Annotated in this window: 11 protein-coding genes; 3 read left to right on the top strand and 8 right to left on the bottom strand. The window is 60.6% G+C overall.

The annotated features are described in order from the left end of the window. Window positions 1-82: 82 nt before the first annotated feature. Together CXF97_RS09790 and CXF97_RS28420 are read left to right on the top strand one after the other, a co-directional pair. Window positions 83-7,015, top strand: a complete 6,933-nt coding sequence (locus tag CXF97_RS09790) for a TcdA/TcdB pore-forming domain-containing protein (RefSeq protein WP_256589747.1) — start codon at window positions 83-85, stop codon at window positions 7,013-7,015. Then, entirely contained in the window at window positions 7,015-7,233 is a 219-nt protein-coding gene (locus CXF97_RS28420) for a hypothetical protein (RefSeq protein WP_256589746.1), read from the top strand. Before CXF97_RS09790 ends, CXF97_RS28420 begins: the two co-directional genes overlap by 1 nt. An 81-nt stretch (window positions 7,234-7,314) precedes the next feature. On the opposite strand, the gene CXF97_RS09785 is transcribed toward CXF97_RS28420, so the two are convergent. From CXF97_RS09785 to prmA, 8 genes are all read right to left on the bottom strand, one after another. Beyond that, on the bottom strand, window positions 7,315-7,911 hold the full coding sequence (locus tag CXF97_RS09785) for a MarC family protein (protein ID WP_101158325.1): 597 nt from the start codon (window positions 7,909-7,911) through the stop codon (window positions 7,315-7,317). Window positions 7,912-7,973: 62 nt separating this feature from the next. After that, the gene (locus CXF97_RS09780) at window positions 7,974-10,751 is read right to left on the bottom strand and encodes a hybrid sensor histidine kinase/response regulator (protein WP_101158323.1); all 2,778 of its coding nucleotides are present in this window, start codon (window positions 10,749-10,751) and stop codon (window positions 7,974-7,976) included. A 97-nt stretch (window positions 10,752-10,848) separates the two neighbouring features. Next, entirely contained in the window at window positions 10,849-12,144 is a 1,296-nt protein-coding gene (gene purD / locus CXF97_RS09775) for a phosphoribosylamine--glycine ligase (RefSeq protein ID WP_101158321.1), read from the bottom strand. A gap of 172 nt (window positions 12,145-12,316) precedes the next feature. Next, window positions 12,317-13,924: a bifunctional phosphoribosylaminoimidazolecarboxamide formyltransferase/IMP cyclohydrolase gene (purH, locus tag CXF97_RS09770; protein ID WP_101158320.1), complete on the bottom strand. Its 1,608-nt coding sequence runs from the start codon at window positions 13,922-13,924 to the stop codon at window positions 12,317-12,319. An 83-nt stretch (window positions 13,925-14,007) separates the two neighbouring features. Continuing rightward, window positions 14,008-14,328: a DNA-binding transcriptional regulator Fis gene (fis, locus tag CXF97_RS09765; protein WP_002555375.1), complete on the bottom strand. Its 321-nt coding sequence runs from the start codon at window positions 14,326-14,328 to the stop codon at window positions 14,008-14,010. Continuing rightward, window positions 14,325-15,335 carry a tRNA dihydrouridine synthase DusB gene (gene dusB, locus CXF97_RS09760; protein ID WP_101158318.1) on the bottom strand — a complete coding sequence of 337 codons (1,011 nt, stop codon included), beginning with the start codon at window positions 15,333-15,335 and terminating at the stop codon, window positions 14,325-14,327. The genes fis and dusB overlap by 4 nt, the downstream gene beginning before the upstream one ends. A gap of 184 nt (window positions 15,336-15,519) precedes the next feature. Continuing rightward, entirely contained in the window at window positions 15,520-16,779 is a 1,260-nt protein-coding gene (locus CXF97_RS09755; protein ID WP_101158316.1) for a DUF3426 domain-containing protein, read from the bottom strand. Between the two features lie 30 nt (window positions 16,780-16,809). Next, window positions 16,810-17,688, bottom strand: a complete 879-nt coding sequence (gene prmA / locus CXF97_RS09750) for a 50S ribosomal protein L11 methyltransferase (RefSeq protein WP_101158314.1) — start codon at window positions 17,686-17,688, stop codon at window positions 16,810-16,812. A gap of 194 nt (window positions 17,689-17,882) precedes the next feature. Here prmA and CXF97_RS09745 point away from each other — a divergent pair, with 194 nt between their 5' ends. Beyond that, window positions 17,883-21,842, top strand: coding sequence for a type III effector 1 (locus tag CXF97_RS09745; RefSeq protein ID WP_101158312.1), 3,960 nt, complete (start codon window positions 17,883-17,885; stop codon window positions 21,840-21,842). Window positions 21,843-21,856 lie beyond the last annotated feature (14 nt).

The raw sequence follows: 21,856 nt of genomic DNA, 5'->3' as shown, positions 1-21,856 counted from the left end.
GAGTTTTGTGTTTTTTGAAGTCGCTGCATCGGCGGCATAACTTCGTCCAGGTTTACTTTGATGAATCAGGGATGAAGTTTTTATGGGTGTCATGGAGCAGTATGTCGGCGAATCAGGTTTTATTTCTGAGCAGGATTATTCAGCGCTGAAACACGCCTTGAAAGAGTTTTCCACGACCGGCGAATATTCCGAGTTGATCGCGCTTTACGAGAGTGCAGGCACGGCATCGAACTTGACTGAAAAGCTGCGAGTCGTAACGCTTTTCCTGGACAACTTCGAGCGCTTGGCCAATCGCAAGACTGCACCCATGCCGGCCGCTATCGATCGAATCGAAACCAGGCTGCGCGATTACGCGGCACGCCTGGCGGCAACGGTGAGCATGTTCAGTGACGTAACTGCGCCAGTGCCAGCAATAATGCACTTTGTCTGGGTGGGCGGCAGCCAGGTCGGCGCTATCCAGCGTGATTACATGAATGTCTGGCGCCAGGTCCTGGCCGCCGAGGGCTACCAGTTCAATCTCTGGTATGACAGCGATGCCTTGCTGGCTTTCGAAATGAATCGGGTCATCACTGACAGCGCGCGAGTGGATGCGATGGAGGCTGGCGGCGACTCCATTAGCAGTCCCGGTGCGCTGGCAAAGATGATCGAAGATCGTGCGCGAGTCTTCAAGCGCGAGATGTTCGAATTTCTGCAGCAACCACAATGGCAAGGCAAGGCCGATCAGGCCCGGATTGAATTGATGGTGCGCGCTTACGGTAAAGACCGGGCGACACTGGAAAACTTTCGACAGCATTGTTTGCAGACCCATCGACAAATGGCTGGCAGCGACTTGCAGTTGCGCGATGTTCGCCGAGAGTTTCACGGGCATTTTCTGGCCGATGTCTATCAGCGGGAAGTGGCGATGCGTGGCAACTTCGCCGCCGCCAGTGATGTTGTGCGCTTGCAGGCGCAATACTTGGAGGGCGGGCGTTACAGCGACATGGATTACTTGCCACCGTTGGCCGAAAAACCCGGTGGCGTCGATATAAGCAATTTTGATGACGCGCAACGCTTGGGCCTGTTGCAACTCTTGCTTAATCATGATGAAACATTGCTGCCAGGTCGCGATCGCCTGCGCTACGCCGATCGCACCGATACCCTGCCCGCTGCCGATCTGGATGCGCTGCTTGCGTTTGCCCGCAGCAAGCCCGGAGTGAAGCAGATATTCGTCGCACCGCGTGAAGACCGCAGCCCGGCCCATGGTCTGCGCATGGGTACGCAACTGGACCGGGAAATGAACGCGTACATGCTGGCCCAGCCTCACAGTGAAATGACGCTCGCGGTCATGCAGTTGATCCGGTTCAACTACGACTGCCTTCAAGCCATTGAACACTCAGTAATGGCCTCGTCGGTGGATTGGTCACAGACCGAGCGATTACTCGATGTCATCGAAAACGTGATGAACGAGAAAATCGAAGGGGGGCAACTGACGCGAACACAGCAGGATTTTATTGGCAGTTTGAGCGAGGCCATTTTGAATTATTACCGTGATGGCATTCGCGTCGGAGCGCGCGGCACCATTGCGCTGACCGGACCCGGCGCGGCGGTGACCGGAGTGAGAAATTACGTCGAGACACACCTGTTCGCGCAGGACGTGTTCAAGGTTCAGCAACACTTGAAACTGGCCGAGGGTTATAACGTCCAGACTGAGGAGGAAATGATTTCCGGCTGGACCGTCAATGACGATGAGGCGCAGTGGCTGGCCAATGAGCAGGAAAAATGGCGCAGCGGCAAATTCAAGTCGCGTTATACCGGTCAGCTGGCGGATCTGCTCAAACCGCAACAGACGCTGACATTCAAGCAGGGCTGGCCGGTGTTGGGCGGTAAACCGGTTTTACTGACTTCGGTCCTGCAGCGATGGATAGATGACCTGGGCGAGCCCTTTGTCCGGGCCATGCGCGAAAAACTCAGCGGTGAAATCACCTTCACCGATGCTGTTGCCATCGGCTTCGACACGCGGCAGTTGATTGCTGCGCAACCGCTGAGCGACCTGCCCGTTTCCCATGGCGCCGAGACGTCCGACAACCTCAACGAACTGTTCACTCGTATTGCTCATGACGTGCTGCCGTTGCAGCAACTCAGTCCGCTGCAGCGGGTCATGCTCGGTGGGATTTTCGGTGCAGGCAGTCTCGACGATGTGGGCTTTGCGGGTGTCTGGCAAAGCGTACTTGAGCTTGCCGTGGCAACCGATGGCGACGGCACTTTCGCGCGGTTTGACGCTGTCGAAAAAGCCATTCACCAGCGCCCCGAATCCGAGACGGCGCTGGCGCGGGGTGAGGCGCATCCTGTGCTGACGGCGCGTGAACTCAAGGTCCAGGCGCTCTTCGAAGCGCTGACGGTGCGACAGTGGAGGGAACGCATCGGGCTGATCAAGCGCACCGCGCAGCGCGAATACCGCACCCGGATCATTCAGCGCAGTGCGCAGGTGCGGGAGATGTTCATCAGCGCGGGCGCGACGTCGGCCCGGCAGCTCTCGCAGGATTTGCTGATGCAGACGAACAGCGACCCAGGGCGACGGTGCTATCCGCTGGCGCTGTTGATGGGCGCTGCGGTGGTCGCCGGCGAGTCGGCCGAGCGCACGCTGGTCGGGCATGTCGCTACGGCCAACATCAATCCTGAACACACCAGCTCACGGGCGTTGCTCAGTGCGCTGAACGAATTGCGGGCTGTGCCGACCAGCTCCATCGGCAAGCCTCTGGGTTTGCAGAGTCTGGACACGCTGATGCAGACGCTGGAGATGAAAACGGCCTCTACCGTCCTGTTGCTCGACACCGGCGATCACGCGTTGCTGATGGCCAAGGTGCAGGTGGACGGCCGGTTCGTCTACCGTTTCTACGATCCGAACTTTGCCATCTATGGGTTCGCCGAAGCCGCCCTGGTCAAGCTCGGCGTAGAGCGTTATCTAAGCGCAGGCGATAGCGCACTGGCCAGGCTTTACGGTCTGGGCGATATGGCGGGTGCGCAATTTAACGTCATCGAACTGAACACTGATGTGATCGCCGCGCGCAAACTGTCGGCGGGGTTGCGCGTGGACAGCTTTTTACACTCGCCTTCGAGCGATTCGCGCCGTGCCTCGGTCTGGGCCAGACAAGCGCTGGCGCGCCAGCGCTCGCTCAGCGAAAACGCGCGCATGGGCACAAGCCTGGCGCAAGTGGATGCTCGGTACTGGGCGCAGGCATTTGGCGAGGCCACGCAGCAATTGCGCAGTGAACACTCGCTCGGGCGCGAATATCTGCCGTTGCTCGACACCCTCAAGCCGCAGGCGGACGGCGCTTTTTCGCTGACTCTGGTCGATGCGCAAAACCCGCGTGAGGCGCGAACGGTCAGCACAATCGACCCGCGATTCAACAAGCTCAAAGAGCATGTGCAGCAGTTGGTCAAAGCGGCAAAACCCGCAGTCTCGGCCGAGTCTGACGGCGGCAGTCGCTTGAGTTTTGCTTTTGCGATCCAGACTCTGGTCACTGAGATGCGTCAGCGCGATTACCAGGCGGGGGATCAGTTGCCGGCTCTGTCGATCGCTCTGCAAGTGCAGGTCTACGTCAGTTATGCCCAACTGGGTTTCGGCGTGGTCAGCGATACCGCTCAGGTGATCAACCTGGTGCGGCAGGTGGCCGCCAGTGAGCAAGCGTTGCTGTTGCGTCAGCCGTCGCTGGCTGGTCGCGCGCTCGGGCCGGCAGCCGTCGGTGTCGGCTTTGCGTTCTCGCTGGTCAACATCGGCTTCGACATCTATAACCTTTCACTGGCGCAGAACCACGAGCAGCGCTCACGTTTTTCCACATCGCTGGCGTTCAATGTGGCGGCGTTGGGGCTGGACATCGCCGCGCTGGCCGTCGGTGGAACGGTCGGCGCGGCGGCGGCCATTCTGTCCGTGCCGTTGCTCGGTATCGGCATCGGTGCCACCGCCATTGCCAGTAATCTGGGGCAGATCGCCGACAAGGCTACGGCGGTCGGCAATCATTTGCGGGCCATTCACAACGCTTACCGTCCAGGCGCTTTTACCTTTGCCGACGGGACGCTGCAGTTTCCACCCGAAGCCGTCATTACACAGCTTGATCTGCAAGACCGGCAGGTTATTTTCGACAGCCAGCGGTTTTACCCGTGGGGCGGCGGCCCGCTGGAGCTGCCGCAGTACAACGATGACCCGAAGCAGATTCAGCGCTCGCTGAACATTCGCCAGGCCTTCGGTCTGGGCGAGAGCGCAACGCTGGATATCCGCGACAATGCTGCGCTGCATACCGTGGTGCTGCCCTGCACACCGCTTTGCTATTACGGTTACGAATATCAACTGGGGGGCGCCGGCTATGTCTATGAGCCGTTGGCGGGCGAGCGGGTTGAACCGCGTAGTTCCAGTGAACATGCCGACCCGCACTGGTACGCAGCGTTTCATCCCTTCACCGCCCTGGGCGATACGCTGGCGACGCAACTGGATAAGCGCATCCATACCCGTTATCCGCAATTGCGCAACAGCCTGGCGGACAAGCTCGAATATGACGAGCAAGGCAACCGGCGTTTTTATCTGCACAGCACGCCGTCGCTCAAACATATTCTCTACAAGCTGCACCCGGTCTATAAACCGACCACGATCCGCGTACAACTCAATGAGCAGGTTCGTCAGCTGGCGGTGCCGAGGTTACCGGTGGAATGGCAGCAAAAACTGTCCTATGAAATCACCGCCACCCCCGGACACTGTCAGTTGCGCCTGACACCCGGTTTGCGCGAGGTGACATTCAACGGCTTTGGCAAATGGCTGGTGCATGCGCCCTGGGTCAATCTCGAGCAGGTCAGCTTTGCTGATGCAGTGATTGCGGATGACGACGGCCCACGGATACATCTGGCGGGGCGCCAATTGACGATTGACGGCATCGTGCTGTCGGCTTTCGAGGGGCTGATCGAACTGGCCGGAGGTGAACTGTACGAGCTGGACTGGCAGCACAACGCATTGCGTCTGGTATCCGTCACGCTTGGCGATACCCACCATTCGCGCGATGTTCTTGCGCGACTGCGCAAACTCGGTGAGGAGCAGCGTCTCGCCGTCGGCTATCTGAGGCTTGAGCGATTCAACGTGCCGTTCAGTCCGGCCAGCCGCCCGCTGAGGACCACGGCTTTTTATGATGGCCCGCGCAGACGCCTGTTATACGCGCGCAACCTGCCGGGCGAGGTCAACGACGGCTTGCTGCTGGGCGCCGCCACTGCAGATGAAGCGTGGTTTTATCATCCCGATCACGCCACTGTCTGGCGCGTCAATGTGCTCAGCGGGCTGGTCGTGCAGCGCTATCGTTTGCTGAGCCTGGAACCCGGCACGAAAATCAGCGCTTTTGCGCAACTCGCAGACGGCACTCTGCGCGTCTGGCAGCAGTTGGTTGAGCGAAAAAACCTCAACGTGCAAACCACGCTGGAATTTCATCTGGCTGACAAGGACGTGACACTGACCGACATCACGCTAAGGTCGCGCGGGTTGGAAAATTCGCCCCTCAAGCCTGAAGAGGGCAGCCGGATCGCGTTTTTCCGTCATCGCCAGAAACCGCTTCGCGCCTATGCCGACGAAACCCCCGGCATGACCCCGACCATCAGCACCTGGCGCTACGCACCGTATATTCATGCCCAGGCTTACTCTTTCGATCAACTGCTCGAGCGAGCCTGGATAGGGACGGAAAACGGCCGCTATTTGCGCGCCGACCCGCACAGTGACGTGGACCGAGTGTTGCTCATGCCACGATCCGCTGATCCGGCCATAGCGCTGTTGTTCTACAGCAAGCAAAGCCAGATGCTCAGCCATGGCATCGAACTGCGTGACAATGTTTTCATGCAGCAAGCGCTGGCGCGCGATGTGGTTGACGTCAGACGCATCGGTGACAGCTATCTCGCCACGTTGAGCGATGGTCGACTGTTCGAGATCGACTTGGGTGTCCGTGAGGATAACGGGTTGTCGGAGTTAGACAGAGAGGTGCTGCAGTTCGTCGGGCTCAGCCAGCGCTGGCTGCAACACCACCCCGACTGGCTGGCCGCACTGCCTGCGCTGGCCAGGCAATACAACAGCGCAGCATTTGCGATCATCGGCTTGCGCGCCCAGGCAGGCCAGCCCTTTCTGGCCGCGTGGTGCGTGGACGAAAAGCTGGTACTGGCGCAAACGTCTGGCAACCGCGAGCTGGCATTCCTGGGTCTGACGCCGGATCGGCAAGCCGTCTGGCTGCTGAATACCGACGTCGGAACAATCTGGCGGCAAGCGCTGGTGCCCTTCGACGAGGTTCGCGCAGCGTTCGGCAACAGCGACGTCGTACAGCATCGCCAGGCTTTGCCACAGGCCGAGCCGGTCTGGTCATCGTGGACATTCGGCGAAGTTCTGCCGCAGGGCGATGGCCTGCTCGGGCGCACCCGCGAAGGCGTGACGCTGCTACTGCAGGATCAACAGCCTGCGCGGATCGTCGGCACGGAAAATCGCTGGTCCCGGCGCCTCGGCGAAACGCCGGCACAATTGTGCGAGCGTTTGAAGCAACTGCTGGACGGACAAGCCCATGCCGCCTTTCTGCCCGTCGAAAATACCGGCAAGCGTTACCAATATTACGTGCCGGCGCTGAATCGGCTGTTCGATGTGTCCGCGCGGGACGATGGCCAGTGGGCAACGTTCCTCGGAACGCGTGACGCAGACAATCCGCTACTGCTCGACCCCATTGACGTATTGCTCTTCAGTGCCGGAACGACTGATGGCGTCTGGTTGCCGGGCAGCCATGCCCAGCGCGATGCGCAGGTCATGACGCTGCAGGTGAGCGATGACCTCACCGAGATCCTGCCGTTGATAGTCGACGGCGTGGACACGTTGATCCTCAGCTTTGGTTCGCACACGGAGGGCTATCGGATTTCGGCCGCTAGCTGGCAGCGTCTGGATTGCATTGTCGTCGATGTGCGGCGTCCGACAGTCAGCGAAACCGCGGAGCCAGGCTTGCTCGTGCTCGATGTGGGGAGTGTGGGCATTGGTTGATGTCGCGGGTCGATGACGAGCTGGTGCTCGCCGATCCGGACAGCGGTCGCAGTCTGATCGTGCGCAACGTCCGGGAGCAGAGCGCCTGCGAGCTGGCGATCAGCGTGTCGGGTCGCCAGTATGTATTGGCGCTGGAGCAATGGTTGCTGGGGTTTGATGTTGCACAGGACAGCGACGCCATCGCCACGCTGGCGGCCGTGGCTGAACAATTGCCTTGACGGGTTGAGCCTGCACGAAAACGCCGCGAACGTTGCCGTTCGCGGCGTTTTATTGAGTCTTGTGCGGACGGCTGCAAGCGCTCAAGACACCAGATAACCTTTCACGCCGGTAAAGATGATCTGCGCCGCCAGCGCGCAAACAAACAGCCCCATCAAGCGGCTGACGATCTGCAAGCCCTGATCGCCGAGAATCCGCTCGATGCGGTTCGATAGATAAAGCACCACGCCGACGGTGAAACTGGCCAGTGCGATACTCATGATCGCGGTGAGCTTGTCGTCCCAGTGCGGTTGGCTGACGCCCATGACCAGCAAGGCACCGATCGTGCCGGGGCCGACTGTCAGCGGGATGGTCAGCGGGACGATGGTCACGTCCTGCTGCACATTGTCGGCCTGCACTGCCGGTTTACCCTGGGCCATGCCCAGCGCCGAGATGAACAGCACGCTGCCGGCGCCGATGCGGAACGCATCCACAGTGATGCCGAACACATCGAAAATCACCCGCCCGAACAAATAGAGCAAAACGCTGGAAATCAGCGTCGCGAGAGCGACCTTCCACGCCAGGCGTTGCCGCTCCTTGCGCGAATAGCCACGGGTCAGGCTGATAAAGCAGGACAACACGAAGAACGGGCTGTAGAGCACCAGCATCTTCAGGTAAACGCTGAATAACACATGGAGCATGATGCAAGCTCACTGGCGATGGAGTCGGGGGGAGTCTATCAGGCACTGCCGCCTCTGTCGGTTTACGACGGCTGGGTCGTCGCCCGGTTCTGCTGATCGCGCTGCGCGACCCAGTGCTCGATCAACTCGCGCAACTGCGACAGCTCGACCGGTTTGGACATGTGCCCATCCATCCCCGCCTGGCGGGCGCGTTCCTTGTGTTCGGCAAGGATGTGGGCGGTGAGCGCCACGATAGGCGTACGGATGCGCTGGTTGCTGACTTCCCAGGCGCGTAGTTGTTGCGTCGCGGAGAAGCCATCGAGGATCGGCATTTCGCAGTCCATCAGCACCAGGTCGTAACGCTGGGCTTTCATCGCTTGCAGCGCTTCTTCGCCGTTGCTCGCGGTGTCCGGCTGCAAGTTGAGCTTGCCGAGCATGCCGCGGATGACTTTGGTCGAGATCGTGTTGTCTTCGGCGACGAGGATGCGGAAGTCGCTCGGCACTTTGGCTGCCGTAGCCGCCGTGAGCACTTGCGGCTGGTACACCACCTGGCCCTTGTTGCGCTGATTGAGTTCGTCGGCGAGGGTAGTCTTGAGCGTATAACCGGCAACGGGTTTGGCCAGGATCCGTTTGATCCCCGAGTTACGCGCAATGATCTTGCTTGGCGCGTTGCTGATGCCGGTGAGCATGATCAGCAGAATGTCGTGATTGAGGCTCGGGTCTTCCTTGATCTTGGCTGCCAGTTGCATGCCGGTCATGCCGGGCATGTTCTGGTCGAGCAGCACCACGTCGAAGTAATCGCGCAGGTGCGCCTTGGTGCGCAGCAGCGCCAGCGCTTCCTTGCCCGACGGCACGGCGCTGACATTCAGGCCCCAGGCGCTGCACTGCTGCACCAGCACTTTGCGACACGTGTCATTGTCATCGACCACCAGCACCCGCGCGCCTTGCAGCGGGCTGTCGAGGTCGGACGTCGGATGCTCGAGACGATCCGGGTCCAGCGGCAGGGTCAGCCACAAGGTGCTGCCCTGAGTGGCGCCGCTCTTGATGCCGAATTCGCCCTGCATCAGACGGATCAGTTGCCGCGCAATCACCAGACCGAGATTACCGCCGAGGCGATTGGCCGAGAGGAAGTGCTTGCTGTGCAATTCCGCGTGCATCAGCGCCTCGCGTTCTTCCGTCTCCATCGGCACGCCGCTGTCCTGCACGGCGATGCGCAGGCGCGGTTTGCTGCTGCGCTCGTCGAGGGCGACGACAATCAACACTTCGCCTTCCTCGGTTTTCTTCAGGGCGTTTTCCAACAGACTCAGCAAGGTCTGGCGCAGGCGCGTCGGATCGCCGCTGATCACCCGTGGCACTTGTGGCTGGATGAAACTGATCAGCTCGACGTTCTGTTGCTCGGCCTTGGCCCGGTAGATGCTCAGGCAATCGTCGATCAGCGCGTTGAGGTCGAACTGCACGTCATCGAGTTCGATCTGCCCGGATTCGAGCTTGGAGATATCGAGGATCTCGTTGATCAGCGTCAGCAGTTCGTTGCCGGCGCTGTGGATGGTCTGCACGTAATCACGCTGCTTGACCGACAGCGGCGTGCCCAGCAGCAGCTCGGTCATGCCCAGTACGCCGTTCATGGGGGTGCGGATTTCGTGGCTGATCTTGGCGAGGAATTCGGCTTTGGCGTTGATCTCGGCATTGCTTGCCGCCAGGTCGCGGCTGATGCTGAAGCGGCTTTCGGTGATGCTTCGCTGTCGCTCGCCCAGGGCGATGCTCATCAGCAGGCCGCTGATGCAGATGAACACCATCAGCGTGATGATCAGGCCTTGCGGTGTGACCAGTGTAAGACCCAGCAGCGCCGGCAGGATGACCAGCGTGCCGATGTTGAATATCACCATGGCGGCGACGAACAGCCGCGCCGGGCGATAGCCCTTCTGCCAGTGATAGAAGCCCACCAGCAACATGCTCAGGCCGGCCAGCGCCACCAGTGCATAAGTGATGATGTTCAGCGGCAAAGTGTTGACGAACAGCAGCAGGAGGCTGCACGTGACGATCAATATGATGTCGCCCCACAGCAGTTTGTTCAGTGGGTGCTGGCCGAGTGGCGCGAAAAAGCGCAGGGCGTACATCAGTCCGGCGGGGGCGGTCATCAGCAACGCCAGATAGGCGCCCGGCGTCTGCACCGCATGCCAGTTCGGCAGCCAGGGACCGGCGAGGTTGAGCAACAGGAACAGGCTCAGCCCGAGCAGGCCCTCACAGATCGCCAGCCAAAGGCTGCTGCGCGAGCGCGAGTAGGCGTAGCGCACCAGATTGTGCAGCAGGAGCATGGCGAGACAGCCGAACAGCAGGCCGAAGATCAGCGTCTGCTTCTGATCGGCTGCGCCTTCCACGGCTGCTTGCAGGGTGATGTGCGGGCGCAGCTGATGGTCCGAGACCATGCGCACGTAGACGTCCAGCGGCTTATCGGCCTGGGGCAGGGGCAGCATGAAATCGCTGCTCGGCAAGGGATGTTCTGCCTGGGGCCGGTCGTTGCCGGTGTTGCGTTGCTCGATCAGCCGGTCGCCGTCGAGCACGTAAAGATTGAGCTGTGACAGATCGGGGGCAAAGATGCGCAGCACTTGTTCGTGCTTGCCCGGCGCCAGTTTGAAGCGCAGCCACAGGGCACCCTCGGGTTCGGCTGCCGTCAGGCGGTCAAGCTCGGTGGGGCTGAATTGATTGGTGTAGCGAGGGGAGCGGATGTCGCTCAGTTGCAGGATGCCCTGATCGTCAAGCAATACCGACCAGCCACTGCCTTGCGCGGCCTGGGCCGGGAGCATGCAGAGCAAGGTCATCAGCGTGACGGTGAAGCTTATGGCAATCCTGAGCCAGCGCACGGCGAAATCCCTTCGTAGGTTGATGCCAGAATATAACGATGCGCGGCGACCGAACAGCCCGGCGAGGATGGCATCCGCGCCGGGCTTGATGGATCGCTTATTCCTGGGTTTCGCCGCGCTCACGGGCAATGGCGCGGTAGCCAATGTCCTTGCGGTAGAAGCAGCCATCCCAGTCGATGGCAGCGGCAAGTTTGTAGGCTTGCTGCTGGGCTTCACCGACGGTGGCGCCCATGGCTGTGGCGCAAAGCACGCGACCACCGGCAGTGACCACCTGACCGTCCTTCAATGCGGTGCCGGCGTGGAAGACTTTGCCTTCCAGACCTGCTGCTGCGTCCAGGCCATTGATCGCTGCGCCTTTAGCGTAGTCGCCCGGGTAGCCGCCAGCGGCCAGAACGATGCCAACGCTCGGACGCGAGTCCCACTGCGCTTCAACCTTGTCCAGCGCTTGCGCCAGTGCGGCTTCGACCAGCAACACCAGGCTCGATTGCAGACGCAGCATCACCGGTTGGGTTTCCGGGTCGCCGAAGCGGCAGTTGAACTCGATGACCTTCGGGTTACCGGCCTTGTCGATCATCAGACCGGCATAGAGGAACCCGGTGTAGACGTTGCCTTCATCGGCCATGCCACGCACGGTCGGCCAGATCACCTGATCCATCACGCGCTGGTGCACGTCGGCGGTGACCACCGGGGCAGGAGAGTAAGCCCCCATGCCGCCGGTGTTCGGGCCGCTGTCGCCGTCGCCGACGCGTTTGTGGTCCTGGCTGGTGGCCATCGGCAGGACGTTCTTGCCGTCGACCATGACGATGAACGAAGCTTCTTCACCATCGAGGAATTCCTCGATAACCACGCGCGAACCGGCGTCGCCAAACGAATTGCCGGCGAGCATGTCGCGCACGGCGTCTTCGGCTTCGGCCAGGGTCATGGCGACGATCACACCTTTACCGGCAGCCAGGCCATCGGCCTTGATCACGATCGGCGCGCCTTTTTCACGCAGATAAGCCAGAGCCGGCTCGATCTCGGTGAAGTTCTGGTAGTCGGCGGTCGGAATCTTGTGGCGGGCGAGGAAATCCTTGGTGAACGCTTTTGAGCCTTCGAGCTGCGCAGCACCGGCGGTCGGGCCGAAGCAGTCCAGGCCACGGGCCCGGAACAGATCGACCACGCCCGCAACCAGTGGCACTTCCGGGCCGACGATGGTCAGGGAAACGTTTTTCTCGGCGAAGTCGGCCAGTTGCTCAAGGGCCAGTACGTCGATGGCGACGTTCTCGCACTTGGCTTCAATGGCGGTGCCAGCGTTGCCCGGTGCGACGAAAACCTTCTGCACACGCGGATCCTGAGCCACTTTCCAGGCCAGGGCGTGTTCACGGCCACCGCTGCCAATGATCAAAACATTCATTTCAAAAACCTCAAAATTCTGTGGGACGCTAACAAACCTCTGTGCTCGGACCCTGTAGGAGCTGCCGAAGGCTGCGATCTTTTGATCTTGCCTTTTAAACACAAGATCAAAAGATCGCAGCCTTGTTTCACTCGTCAGCTCCTACACAGAGCCTGCATCCGGGGGCGCGGGATCAGTGACGGAAGTGGCGCATTCCTGTGAACACCATCGCGATACCGGCCTCATCGGCAGCAGCAATCACTTCAGCATCACGCATCGAACCGCCCGGCTGGATCACCGCAGTGATGCCAACCTTGGCCGCATTGTCCAGGCCGTCGCGGAACGGGAAGAATGCATCGGAGGCCATGACCGAACCGGCCACCTGCAAGCCCGCGTGCTCAGCCTTGATCGCGGCGATGCGTGCCGAGTTGACGCGGCTCATCTGGCCGGCGCCGACACCGATGGTCTGACGGTTCTTGGCGTAGACGATGGCGTTGGATTTGACGTATTTGGCGACTTTCCAGGCGAAGATCAGGTCGTGGATTTCCTGTTCGGTCGGTGCGCGTTTGGTCACCACTTTCAGGTCATCGGCGCTGATCATGCCGATATCGCGGCTCTGCACCAGCAAACCGCCGTTCACGCGCTTGTAATCCCAGGCAGCAGCGCGGTCAGCCGACCACTCGCCGCAGGCCAGCAGGCGTACGTTGGCTTTGGCCGCGACGATGGCGCGGGCTTCTTCGCTGACCGATGGGGCGATGATCACTTCAACGAACTGACGCTCGACGATCGCCTTGGCGGTCTCGGCATCCAGCTCGCGGTTGAAGGCAATGATGCCGCCGAACGCCGATTCAGTGTCGGTGGCATAGGCCAGTTCGTAGGCCTGGCGAATACCGCCTTCAGCGTCCGGGCTGACGGCGACGCCGCACGGGTTGGCATGCTTGACGATCACACAGGCTGGCTTGACGAAGCTTTTCACGCATTCCAGCGCAGCATCGGTGTCGGCAACGTTGTTGTACGACAGTTCTTTGCCTTGCAGCTGGGTCGCGGTGGCGATGCCGACTTCGGCAGGCTTGGCTTCAACGTAAAAAGCCGCGCTCTGGTGCGGGTTCTCGCCGTAGCGCATTTCCTGGGCCTTGATGAACTGGCTGTTGAAGGTGCGCGGGAATTCGCTGCGGCCGGAAGTCGAGAGGGTCTCAGCGGCCTGGTTAACGGTGCCCATGTAGTTGGCGATCATGCCGTCGTAGGCCGCGGTGTGTTCGAAGGCTTTGAGCATCAGGTCGAAACGCTGAGCGTAGGTCAGGCCGCCGGCCTTGAGGTTTTCCAGGACGTTGGCGTAATCGCTGGCATTCACCACGATCGCTACGTCTTTATGGTTTTTCGCTGCCGAACGGACCATGGTCGGCCCACCGATGTCGATGTTCTCGATAGCGGTAGGCAGGTCGCAGCCTGGCTTGTTGATGGTCGCTTCGAACGGGTAGAGGTTGACTGCCACCAGATCGATCGGCTTGATGCCGTGCTCGTTCATGATCGCGTCGTCAGTACCGCGACGACCGAGGATGCCACCGTGGATTTTCGGGTGCAGGGTTTTTACCCGCCCGTCCATCATCTCGGCGAAACCGGTGTAATCCGCGACTTCCACTGCGGCAACGCCGTTGTCACGCAGCAGCTTGAACGTTCCGCCGGTGGAGAGGATCTCGACGCCCAGAGCTTCAAGCTCTTTGGCGAATTCGAGGATCCCGGTCTTGTCGGAAACGCTGATCAAGGCGCGGCGGATCGGCAGGCGGGTAGTCTGGTCGGTCATCTCAATTTCCATCAAAAGCAAAGGAAGTCAGCAAAAAAGGCGACCGTTTTTTACGCGGGCGCCTTTCTGGTTTGATTGAATGCTTACAGCAGATCGTACTGCTTGAGTTTCTTGCGCAGCGTGCCGCGGTTCAGTCCCAGCAGCTCACTGGCCTTGGTCTGGTTGCCCTTGACGTAGTTCATCACGCTTTCGAGCAGGGGCGCCTCGACTTCGGACAGCACCAGGTTGTACACATCCGTGACGGACGCGCCCTCAAGGTGGGCGAAATAATTGTGCAGCGCCTTCTCGACACTCCCGCGAAGGGTCTGGCCTTCTTCGCTCGGCGTGTTGAGGTGCTGTTTCAAATTCACGTTGTCGCTCACGGGTGTTGTTCCACTCACTAAAGTCTCGGTCATCATCGTCATGCGGCCACCCCTTCTTCGTCCCCTGTCAGGCTCTTGTAACGCTCGGCGAAGAACTCCCGAACGTCGGCGCATTGTGTTTCCGTACCATCCAAACGATTGAAACGGGCGCGAAACTCCCTGGCGCCCGGCAAGGTTGCGAGATACCAGCCCACATGCTTGCGGGCAATGCGCACGCCCATCACGTCGCCATAGAAGGCGTGAAGGGCAGCCAGATGCTCCAGCAGGATGCGTTCCACTTCGCTCAGTTCCGGCGCAGGCAATTTCTCGCCGGTGCGCAGGAAATGTTCGATCTCGCGAAAAATCCATGGCCGCCCTTGAGCGGCACGGCCAATCAGCAGGCCATCGGCACCGGTCGCGTCAAGCACGTATCGGGCCTTTTCCGGCGAATCGATATCGCCATTGGCGAAGACCGGAATCGACACGGCCTGCTTGATCGCGGCAATCGTGTCGTACTCGGCTTCGCCTGTGTACAGATCGGCACGCGTGCGGCCATGTACGGCCAGCGCGGTAATCCCGGCCTGTTCGGCGATCTTCGCCACGTTCAGGCCATTCTTGTTCTCGCGATCCCAACCGGTGCGGATCTTCAGGGTGACCGGCACATCAACCGCGGCCACTACGGCCTGCAGGATCTCGGTCACCAGTGTTTCGTCTTTCAGCAACGCGGAGCCGGCGGCCTTGTTGCAGACCTTCTTCGCCGGACAGCCCATGTTGATATCGATAATCTGTGCGCCCAGTTCGACGTTGGCCCGTGCCGCATCGGCCAGCATCTGCGCGTCGCCACCGGCGATCTGCACCGAGCGCGGCTCGGGATCGCCTTCGTGGATCATGCGCATGCGCGACTTGCGGGTATTCCACAGGCTCATGTCGCTGGTGACCATTTCAGAGACTACAAGCCCTGCGCCCAGACGCTTGCACAACTGACGAAAGGGCTGGTCTGTGACGCCCGCCATCGGGGCGAGAATCAAACCGTTCTGCAATGTATATGGGCCGATGCGTACCGCCGACATAGGACTTCCCTGAAGTGGGGCCGGATCATGAGAGTTCGAAAAAGGGTGGGCATGATACCCGCTCTCGATGACTGGTTAAAGGCTGAATTGAACAAAATCTGAACAGTTATTCTGTTATCGCCAACGGTTTGGTTGGCCGAGATCAGTCAGAAAAATGCCGTCAATCAGGAAACGCTGAAGCGGTTCATTCCGGCGAATGGAAGTTCAAGCTGTAATTCACCGCTTTCGGCCCCGGATCGAGAATATCCAGGGCGATGTGGATCGGGGTCTGCGGCGGCATTTCTACCAGCCCCTCAAGATCGCCGCTCAGGTACTCGCCGGGCTTGAAGCGACGACTGGCGATCAGATGACCGTTGAGGTCGGCAAAACGCAGCTCCAGCAACGGAAACGGCTGGGAAAAGGTCGCTCGGTTGTAAATGATCGCATCAACCACCAGCGCCCCGCTGAATTCAGGATGGCTGCGCACCACCAGGTTGCTGCTCTTGATTTTGCCGATATCGACTTTGGACGGCACGGTGCAGCCAATCTGCGGGCAGATCTGCTGGAACCACGGCCGGTATTGATCCTGTCGCGCCAGTTCCTCGAAGTGATAGGCGACGTACTGAGCGGCAAGGCCGGCGGCGGCCAACACCACCAGCAGCAGCCAGAGCAGGCGCCGACCCCACGGCGAGCGCCGTTGCTGCCAGTCCAGTTGCAGCGGGTCGTCGGTCAGATCCTGCAGGACCTCGGCGCGCACGCCGGGCTCGGCCCGCTCGCGTTTCTTGCGTGGCGAGGTGATCAACGGCAGATCGTCGTCATCGCCAACGTCGCTGGCCGACAGCCGTTCACGGCGGGCGGTGGGGTCGATCGGATCGTGCAGACGCAGTTGCGGGATCGGCGGCTCGTCGTCCAGATCCACCGGTTCCAGCGACAACGAAGGTTCGGTGCGCTCGGGTTCGAGGGTTTCGACGCCCTCGATATCCGGCTCGGCATCCGGCGCGGCGCTGCGTTCATCGGCAGGCTCGCTGAACAGGCTGTCGGGCCATGTCGCTTCGTCGGCTTCGGCGCTGTCGCGCCGAGCGCTCAAGGATTCTTCGCGAGCCCGCCCGAAGTCGGCGACCGGCTGGATTTCCCGTTGTTCGAGGCGGGCGAGTTCTTCGTCCAGATCGAGGCTGTCCAGATCCAGCTCCGACGCATTCCACTGCTTTTGGCTGATGGCACGCGGGCCGGGCGTTGCATCAAGGGCTGGCGCATGGCTGATGACAGGCAATGGCTCTTCAGGCGCAGCCGCGAGCGGAGTCACCGCGTCCTTGCCGGCATGTTGCTCGAGCAGCTGTTTGGCCGCATTGAACACTTGCAGGCAGGAGCCGCAACGAACCACCCCGCGCGCCACGCTCAATTGCGCATGGTTGACGCGGAAACTGGTCTGGCAATGCGGGCACTGGGTGACGAAACTGTCAGTCATGCGGCGATCCGGTTCAGGCAAGCGGTCATTTTAGCGCCGACGCCCGGTGATGCGCACCCAGCCATCGCGATTGGCAATCGGGTCGAGGTCGAAGTCCTGCGCATAAGCGGCGGCGACTTCTTCGCCCTGCTCGGCGAGGATGCCCGACAGCGCCAGACGTCCACCGGACTTGACCAGGCTGGACAATTGCGGCGCCAGCGACACCAGCGGGCCGGCGAGAATATTGGCAACCAGCACGTCGGCCTGAACCTGCGGCAGATCCTCGGGCAGATACAGTGGGAACAACTCGTCGGCAATGCTGTTGCGCCCGGCATTGTCGCGCGAGGCTTCCAGCGCCTGCACGTCGATGTCGGTGCCCCCGGCTTCTTTAGCGCCGAGCAGCAGGGCGGCAATGGCCAGAATCCCCGAGCCGCAGCCGAAATCGAGCACGTGACAGTCCTTCAGATCCTGTCCGTCGAGCCACTCCAGGCACAGTGCGGTGGTCGGGTGGGTGCCGGTACCGAATGCCAGACCCGGATCCAACAGCAGGTTCACCGCGTCAGGCTCGGGAGCGGCGTGCCAGCTCGGCACGATCCACAGGCGCTGGCCGAAACGCATCGGTTCGAAACCGTCCATCCAGCTGCGTTCCCAATCCTGGTCTTCGATGACTTCGCTGTGGTGTTCCGGCAACGGACTGCCGGTCAGCAATTCCAGATGGGCCAGGACCGGTTCCGGTTGCGTACCGCCCTCAAACAAGGCCAGCAAGTGGGTGTGCGACCACAGGGGCGTGGTGTTGAGTTCCGGTTCGAAGATCGGCTGGTCTTCGGCGTCCATGAAAGTCACCGACACGGCGCCGACTTCGAGGAATGCGTCCTCGTAGGTTTCGGCTTGTTCGGGGGTGATGGCGAGACGGACTTGCAGCCAAGGCATGGCGGGCACCTTTGTAAATCTGTGGGGCAGCCCGAAGCTGCAAAAGCGCGCAGTTTACGCCAGGTCGCGGGCAAAGTGGACACGACGCTTTGCTGTTACACATTCGCTGGCGCGATATACATATGTATCGCCTGGGTGCGGTTGACGACCCCTAGAGTGAAAGCTCATTTATACGCATTAACGGGCTGGGCGATATGGTGGGTGAACAAGGGATTGTAGAAGAAAAACCACTGGAAGCTGCTGCGTCCACAGGAACGGCCCAGGAGATTCTGCTGCGGATCACACGTTGGCAGGTGCTGATCGACAAGCGTCTGAGCAGTCAGCTGACCTTGCTGGAGGCCATGGAAGATTTCGCCTTGACCGAGCTGCGCGATCATTGCCCGCACGGCAATATCGACCCGGGATTTGTGCAGGCTCTGCTTGATGCGATTGTGCAAAAAATCATCGACGGCAAGCCGTTGATGTACCTGGTGATCCGTGACGCTCCGTATCGCTGGCCGGGTGGTGCCGATCGCGGACTGCCTGCCAGCCACCGTGAAGCGGTTATCCGGACCGTGGATAGCGTTTCCGGGCACTTCGTTGATCAATACAAAAACTACCTGCGAAAACATTGGGAAACCAAAGGGGAAGAGGTCGCGTTCGATCAGTTGGTCTTGCGCAAATTGCAGCGCTACATCAGCGACATCGACGCGCTGTTCCACCCTGACCGTCTCGCGGGACTGACGCCGGATCGATTGCGCAGGCAGATCGAAAAGCTTCAGAAACGCGGCGCTCGACGCTATCGGTTGACCGCGCTGGCAACAGGCGCGGAAAAAAAAAGGCTCGAAGCGCAGTCCTACGCGCAATTGCCGCATTGGCTCAGGGTGCTGAGCGAGCCGGACCGTGCCAGGCTGCGCGGGTATCAGCAACAAACATCACTGGCGCAGGCGGCGCTCGATGATCTGCTGGAAGGCTACGGATCGCTGCGTGCGTATGCCCGGCAACAGGCCATTGACTACATCCAGCTCAAGCTCGACATGGAGGTAGAACCGGACCGGATCGATGTGCGCTTGAAATGGCGCTCGGCTGTTGGCGAGTCGACGCAGAGCCGTAGCCTGAGCGAATCGCTCGCGGCGGGGCCGATCGGGCAGGATTTTGCTACGGTGCTGGATGTGACCAGTGGCCCTGCGAAACGCAACCAGCCACTGCAGCCGACGTTCGTTGCCAATATGCTGGCAGAGCAGGACTATCCGGCGGATTACCTGCGAGACCTCGCCAGACAATACGAGCGCGATGACGTACAGAAAGCCTCTTTCGACTGGTTTGTCGCGCGGCTCAAGCAAAGTGCCTTTATTGCGCGCTGCGCAGGGCATCTGATGGTGGGCGACCATGATCGTCTCGAATCGATGTGGGCGGGGGAGGCCCTGGAGCGCTCCTTGCGAGTCGCCGCACTGGCGCTACCCAACGGCATGCAGTGTGCCGACTTTTTGGTGTTTTACCGGGAAGGGAATGCGCCAGTGGTGAGCGATCTGCTGCTGTACGCGCCAAACAAGCCAGACGGCCAGGAGTGGGTGCGCCTGCCTTCACTGGCAGCATTGGCCGGAGAGGTCTGGGGCTGGACGCAGAGCGAGTCCGGTCGCGAATATCTTCTGCAGCAGCTTTCCCCGGCGGCCTATCGTCAAGCTCGTGAGTATCTTGTTGCGGTGGCTGCTGACCCTGGGCTTTGGGGCATGAGCAGTGATATCCGGCGTGCGTCCATGCTGTTCGCTGAATGCGTCGAAGCGGCCGTAAAAATGGGCCTGGCAAAAAACCTGCAGCAAATCCAAGAGGACAACTCACTGCGCTGGTACTCAACGCAGACCCCGCAAGCGCGCCAACGCCTCAGCGGCCTGAATCAGGAGCTGGCTGTCCATCAGCAGGTCTTCAACGAGTTGCTCGGCGGTTTTGAAGTGTTTGCCGACTTCGCCAGGCGCACGGTTGCCGCAGCGATTGCGCCGTACCTGCGCAGCAAGAATGTCTTCGAGCCGGTCGACCCGGCAACCGTGTTGATCGATTACAGCCCCGGCGTTGCCGATCGCAGGAATCAGCAGACAGCCAGTCTGCTCGACCTGGCGATCTACGGCTACGATGACAACGCTGGCATCGAGCATCCTAAAAGAGGTGTGCGCTCCTCAGTCGGCCAGGATTTGGGTCGGGTCCGCAGTGCGGATCTGGCGCGATACATGCGCGGGGCCTGGCTGGGTGAAAAGTATGCGAAAGAGATCCGTGGCAAATATCTGGACTCGCGCGATGAAATCTACGAGTCGCGTCGGTTCGCCTACCGCAACGTGCTGTTGTCGAAAATGGATCGTGATTTGCGGGTGGCCAGAAGTCAGGCGCGGTTGAGCGACGCGGTGTATTCGGCGCTGGTCCGTCAGGTCTCGCTGTTGAGTCAGCCGCCAGTGCCTGGTACGCATTTGCCGGGCGCCAGCGTGGTCAGCCGTGATGGCGTTTTCCAATTTACCGTGCGCAACCACGTTGTGCTCGGGGTCTACGTTTTCACCTGTTTCGATCCCGAACCGTCCTGGTGGCTGTACACGCCAGATGCTCCCGATGATCTGATACTGCGCCCCTATCATTCCCTGTATGGCGACATTGCCGGCGCGTTGCATGATTATTTGCTGGCGCGCACGCCGGTTATTGCGCGCAACACGGTGTCGCGTGCGCTATATGCGATCGCGGCAAAAAAACAACGGGTCGATTCGCTGTACGAAGCGCAGCGAGTCAGCGATGCCCGCAGCGAGTTCAACGCTTACATCGAGCGCACCGTCACGGACGTGGAGGACATCACCACCAGTCGCGCAGAGATGATCGAGCGGCAAGTGGTCAAAGGCCTGATGTTCGCAGCCGCGCCGTTTTGCATGGTGTTTCCACCCTTTGCCCTGCTGCTGGACGTCGTGTTCATTGCCGTCAGTGCCGGGCAAGCCGTCGCGGCGCATCTGGAAGGCGATGTCGAGGGCGCGCTCGGCCACTGGCTTGAGGCTTCGTGGGGCGCGCTGTTTGCCACGGTTGGCGCGGGTAGTACGGTCAAGTGGCTCGGGCGTACGGTCAGAAATCTGAAGTACACAACGCGGCCGGTCTCATTGCTCACCGAGCGCTTGAATACCGTGGCTGCGGTTCGCAAGGAAGCGCTGCCGGCCGTTCGCGAGGTGCGTTTTCATGCCCGGCAGGCCGTCAGCCACACGCCGGATAATTTGCAACGGGTCACTGAAGAAGGCGTCTTTTTCGGCACATGGCGCAGTCCGCCCAGTGCTGCGCAGCCTCAACCGACCTACTACATCCGTAGCAGAGGCAAGTATTTCCAGGTCAGGGAAAACCCACATTTCGGCGGACTCAGCCTTATCGATGCGCGGCGTCCTGCAGCTATTTATCAGCGCCCCGTACGTCTGACCGAGAGCGGTAGGTGGACGCATGACCGGGTCGGCCTGCGCGGCGGCAACGATCAGGTGCGCAACCTTGGCCATGTGGACAATCTGCGTAGCGCGTTTCCCGGCCGTGTCGAGCCAGCACTCAATCGGGGCGCAATGCAAGGGGAGGCCGTCATCGCGAAGTTCGTCGCCGGGTCGAGGGACAATTATCTGTTCTCATTGAACGCGCAGACCTGTGTCATCGCCTCGATGTACAACCCGGCGACGAAGGTCGGTGCGGTTATTCACTTCGATCACAACATTCGCGCCTTGATTGAACGGAGCGTCAAGGACGTGATGACACGCCTGGGGGGCTCGGCCAAGGATATTCGTGCCACTCTGGTCGGTGGTGACTGGCTGACGGGAGCAGATATCGGCGGATCAGTGAGGGACGTGTTGCGCCAGCAGGGGTTGCGGCCGACCTGGGATTACTGGTCTTACTCTTCCTGTCTGGGTAACAACTATGCTGTTTCATTGAATCTGAACAGCGGTGTTTCGACCGTGTTCAAGACCTCCGCCAGTCAGGTTGAGCGTTTGTATACGCCGGTTTTGCAGCGAGCGGGGTATGCCACCGATCCGGTATCGAAACGCGCGAAGGTATTCATGGACCGGTTTCGTCAAAAGCCGCTGCAGCAAGATGCCTCTGGCGCTGTAGTCGATCAGGCCGGGCGCCTGGCCACCCCTGAATTGATTCAAGGGCAGGCTTTATCGTTGGTGGCACTGAATTGACGGGTTTGTTCCGG

The sequence above is a fragment of the Pseudomonas sp. Choline-02u-1 genome (assembly GCF_002836515.1).
Classification (GTDB): domain Bacteria; phylum Pseudomonadota; class Gammaproteobacteria; order Pseudomonadales; family Pseudomonadaceae; genus Aquipseudomonas.
Note: the sequence above shows the minus strand (reverse complement) of the source record. Positions and strands in the feature narration are given on the sequence as shown.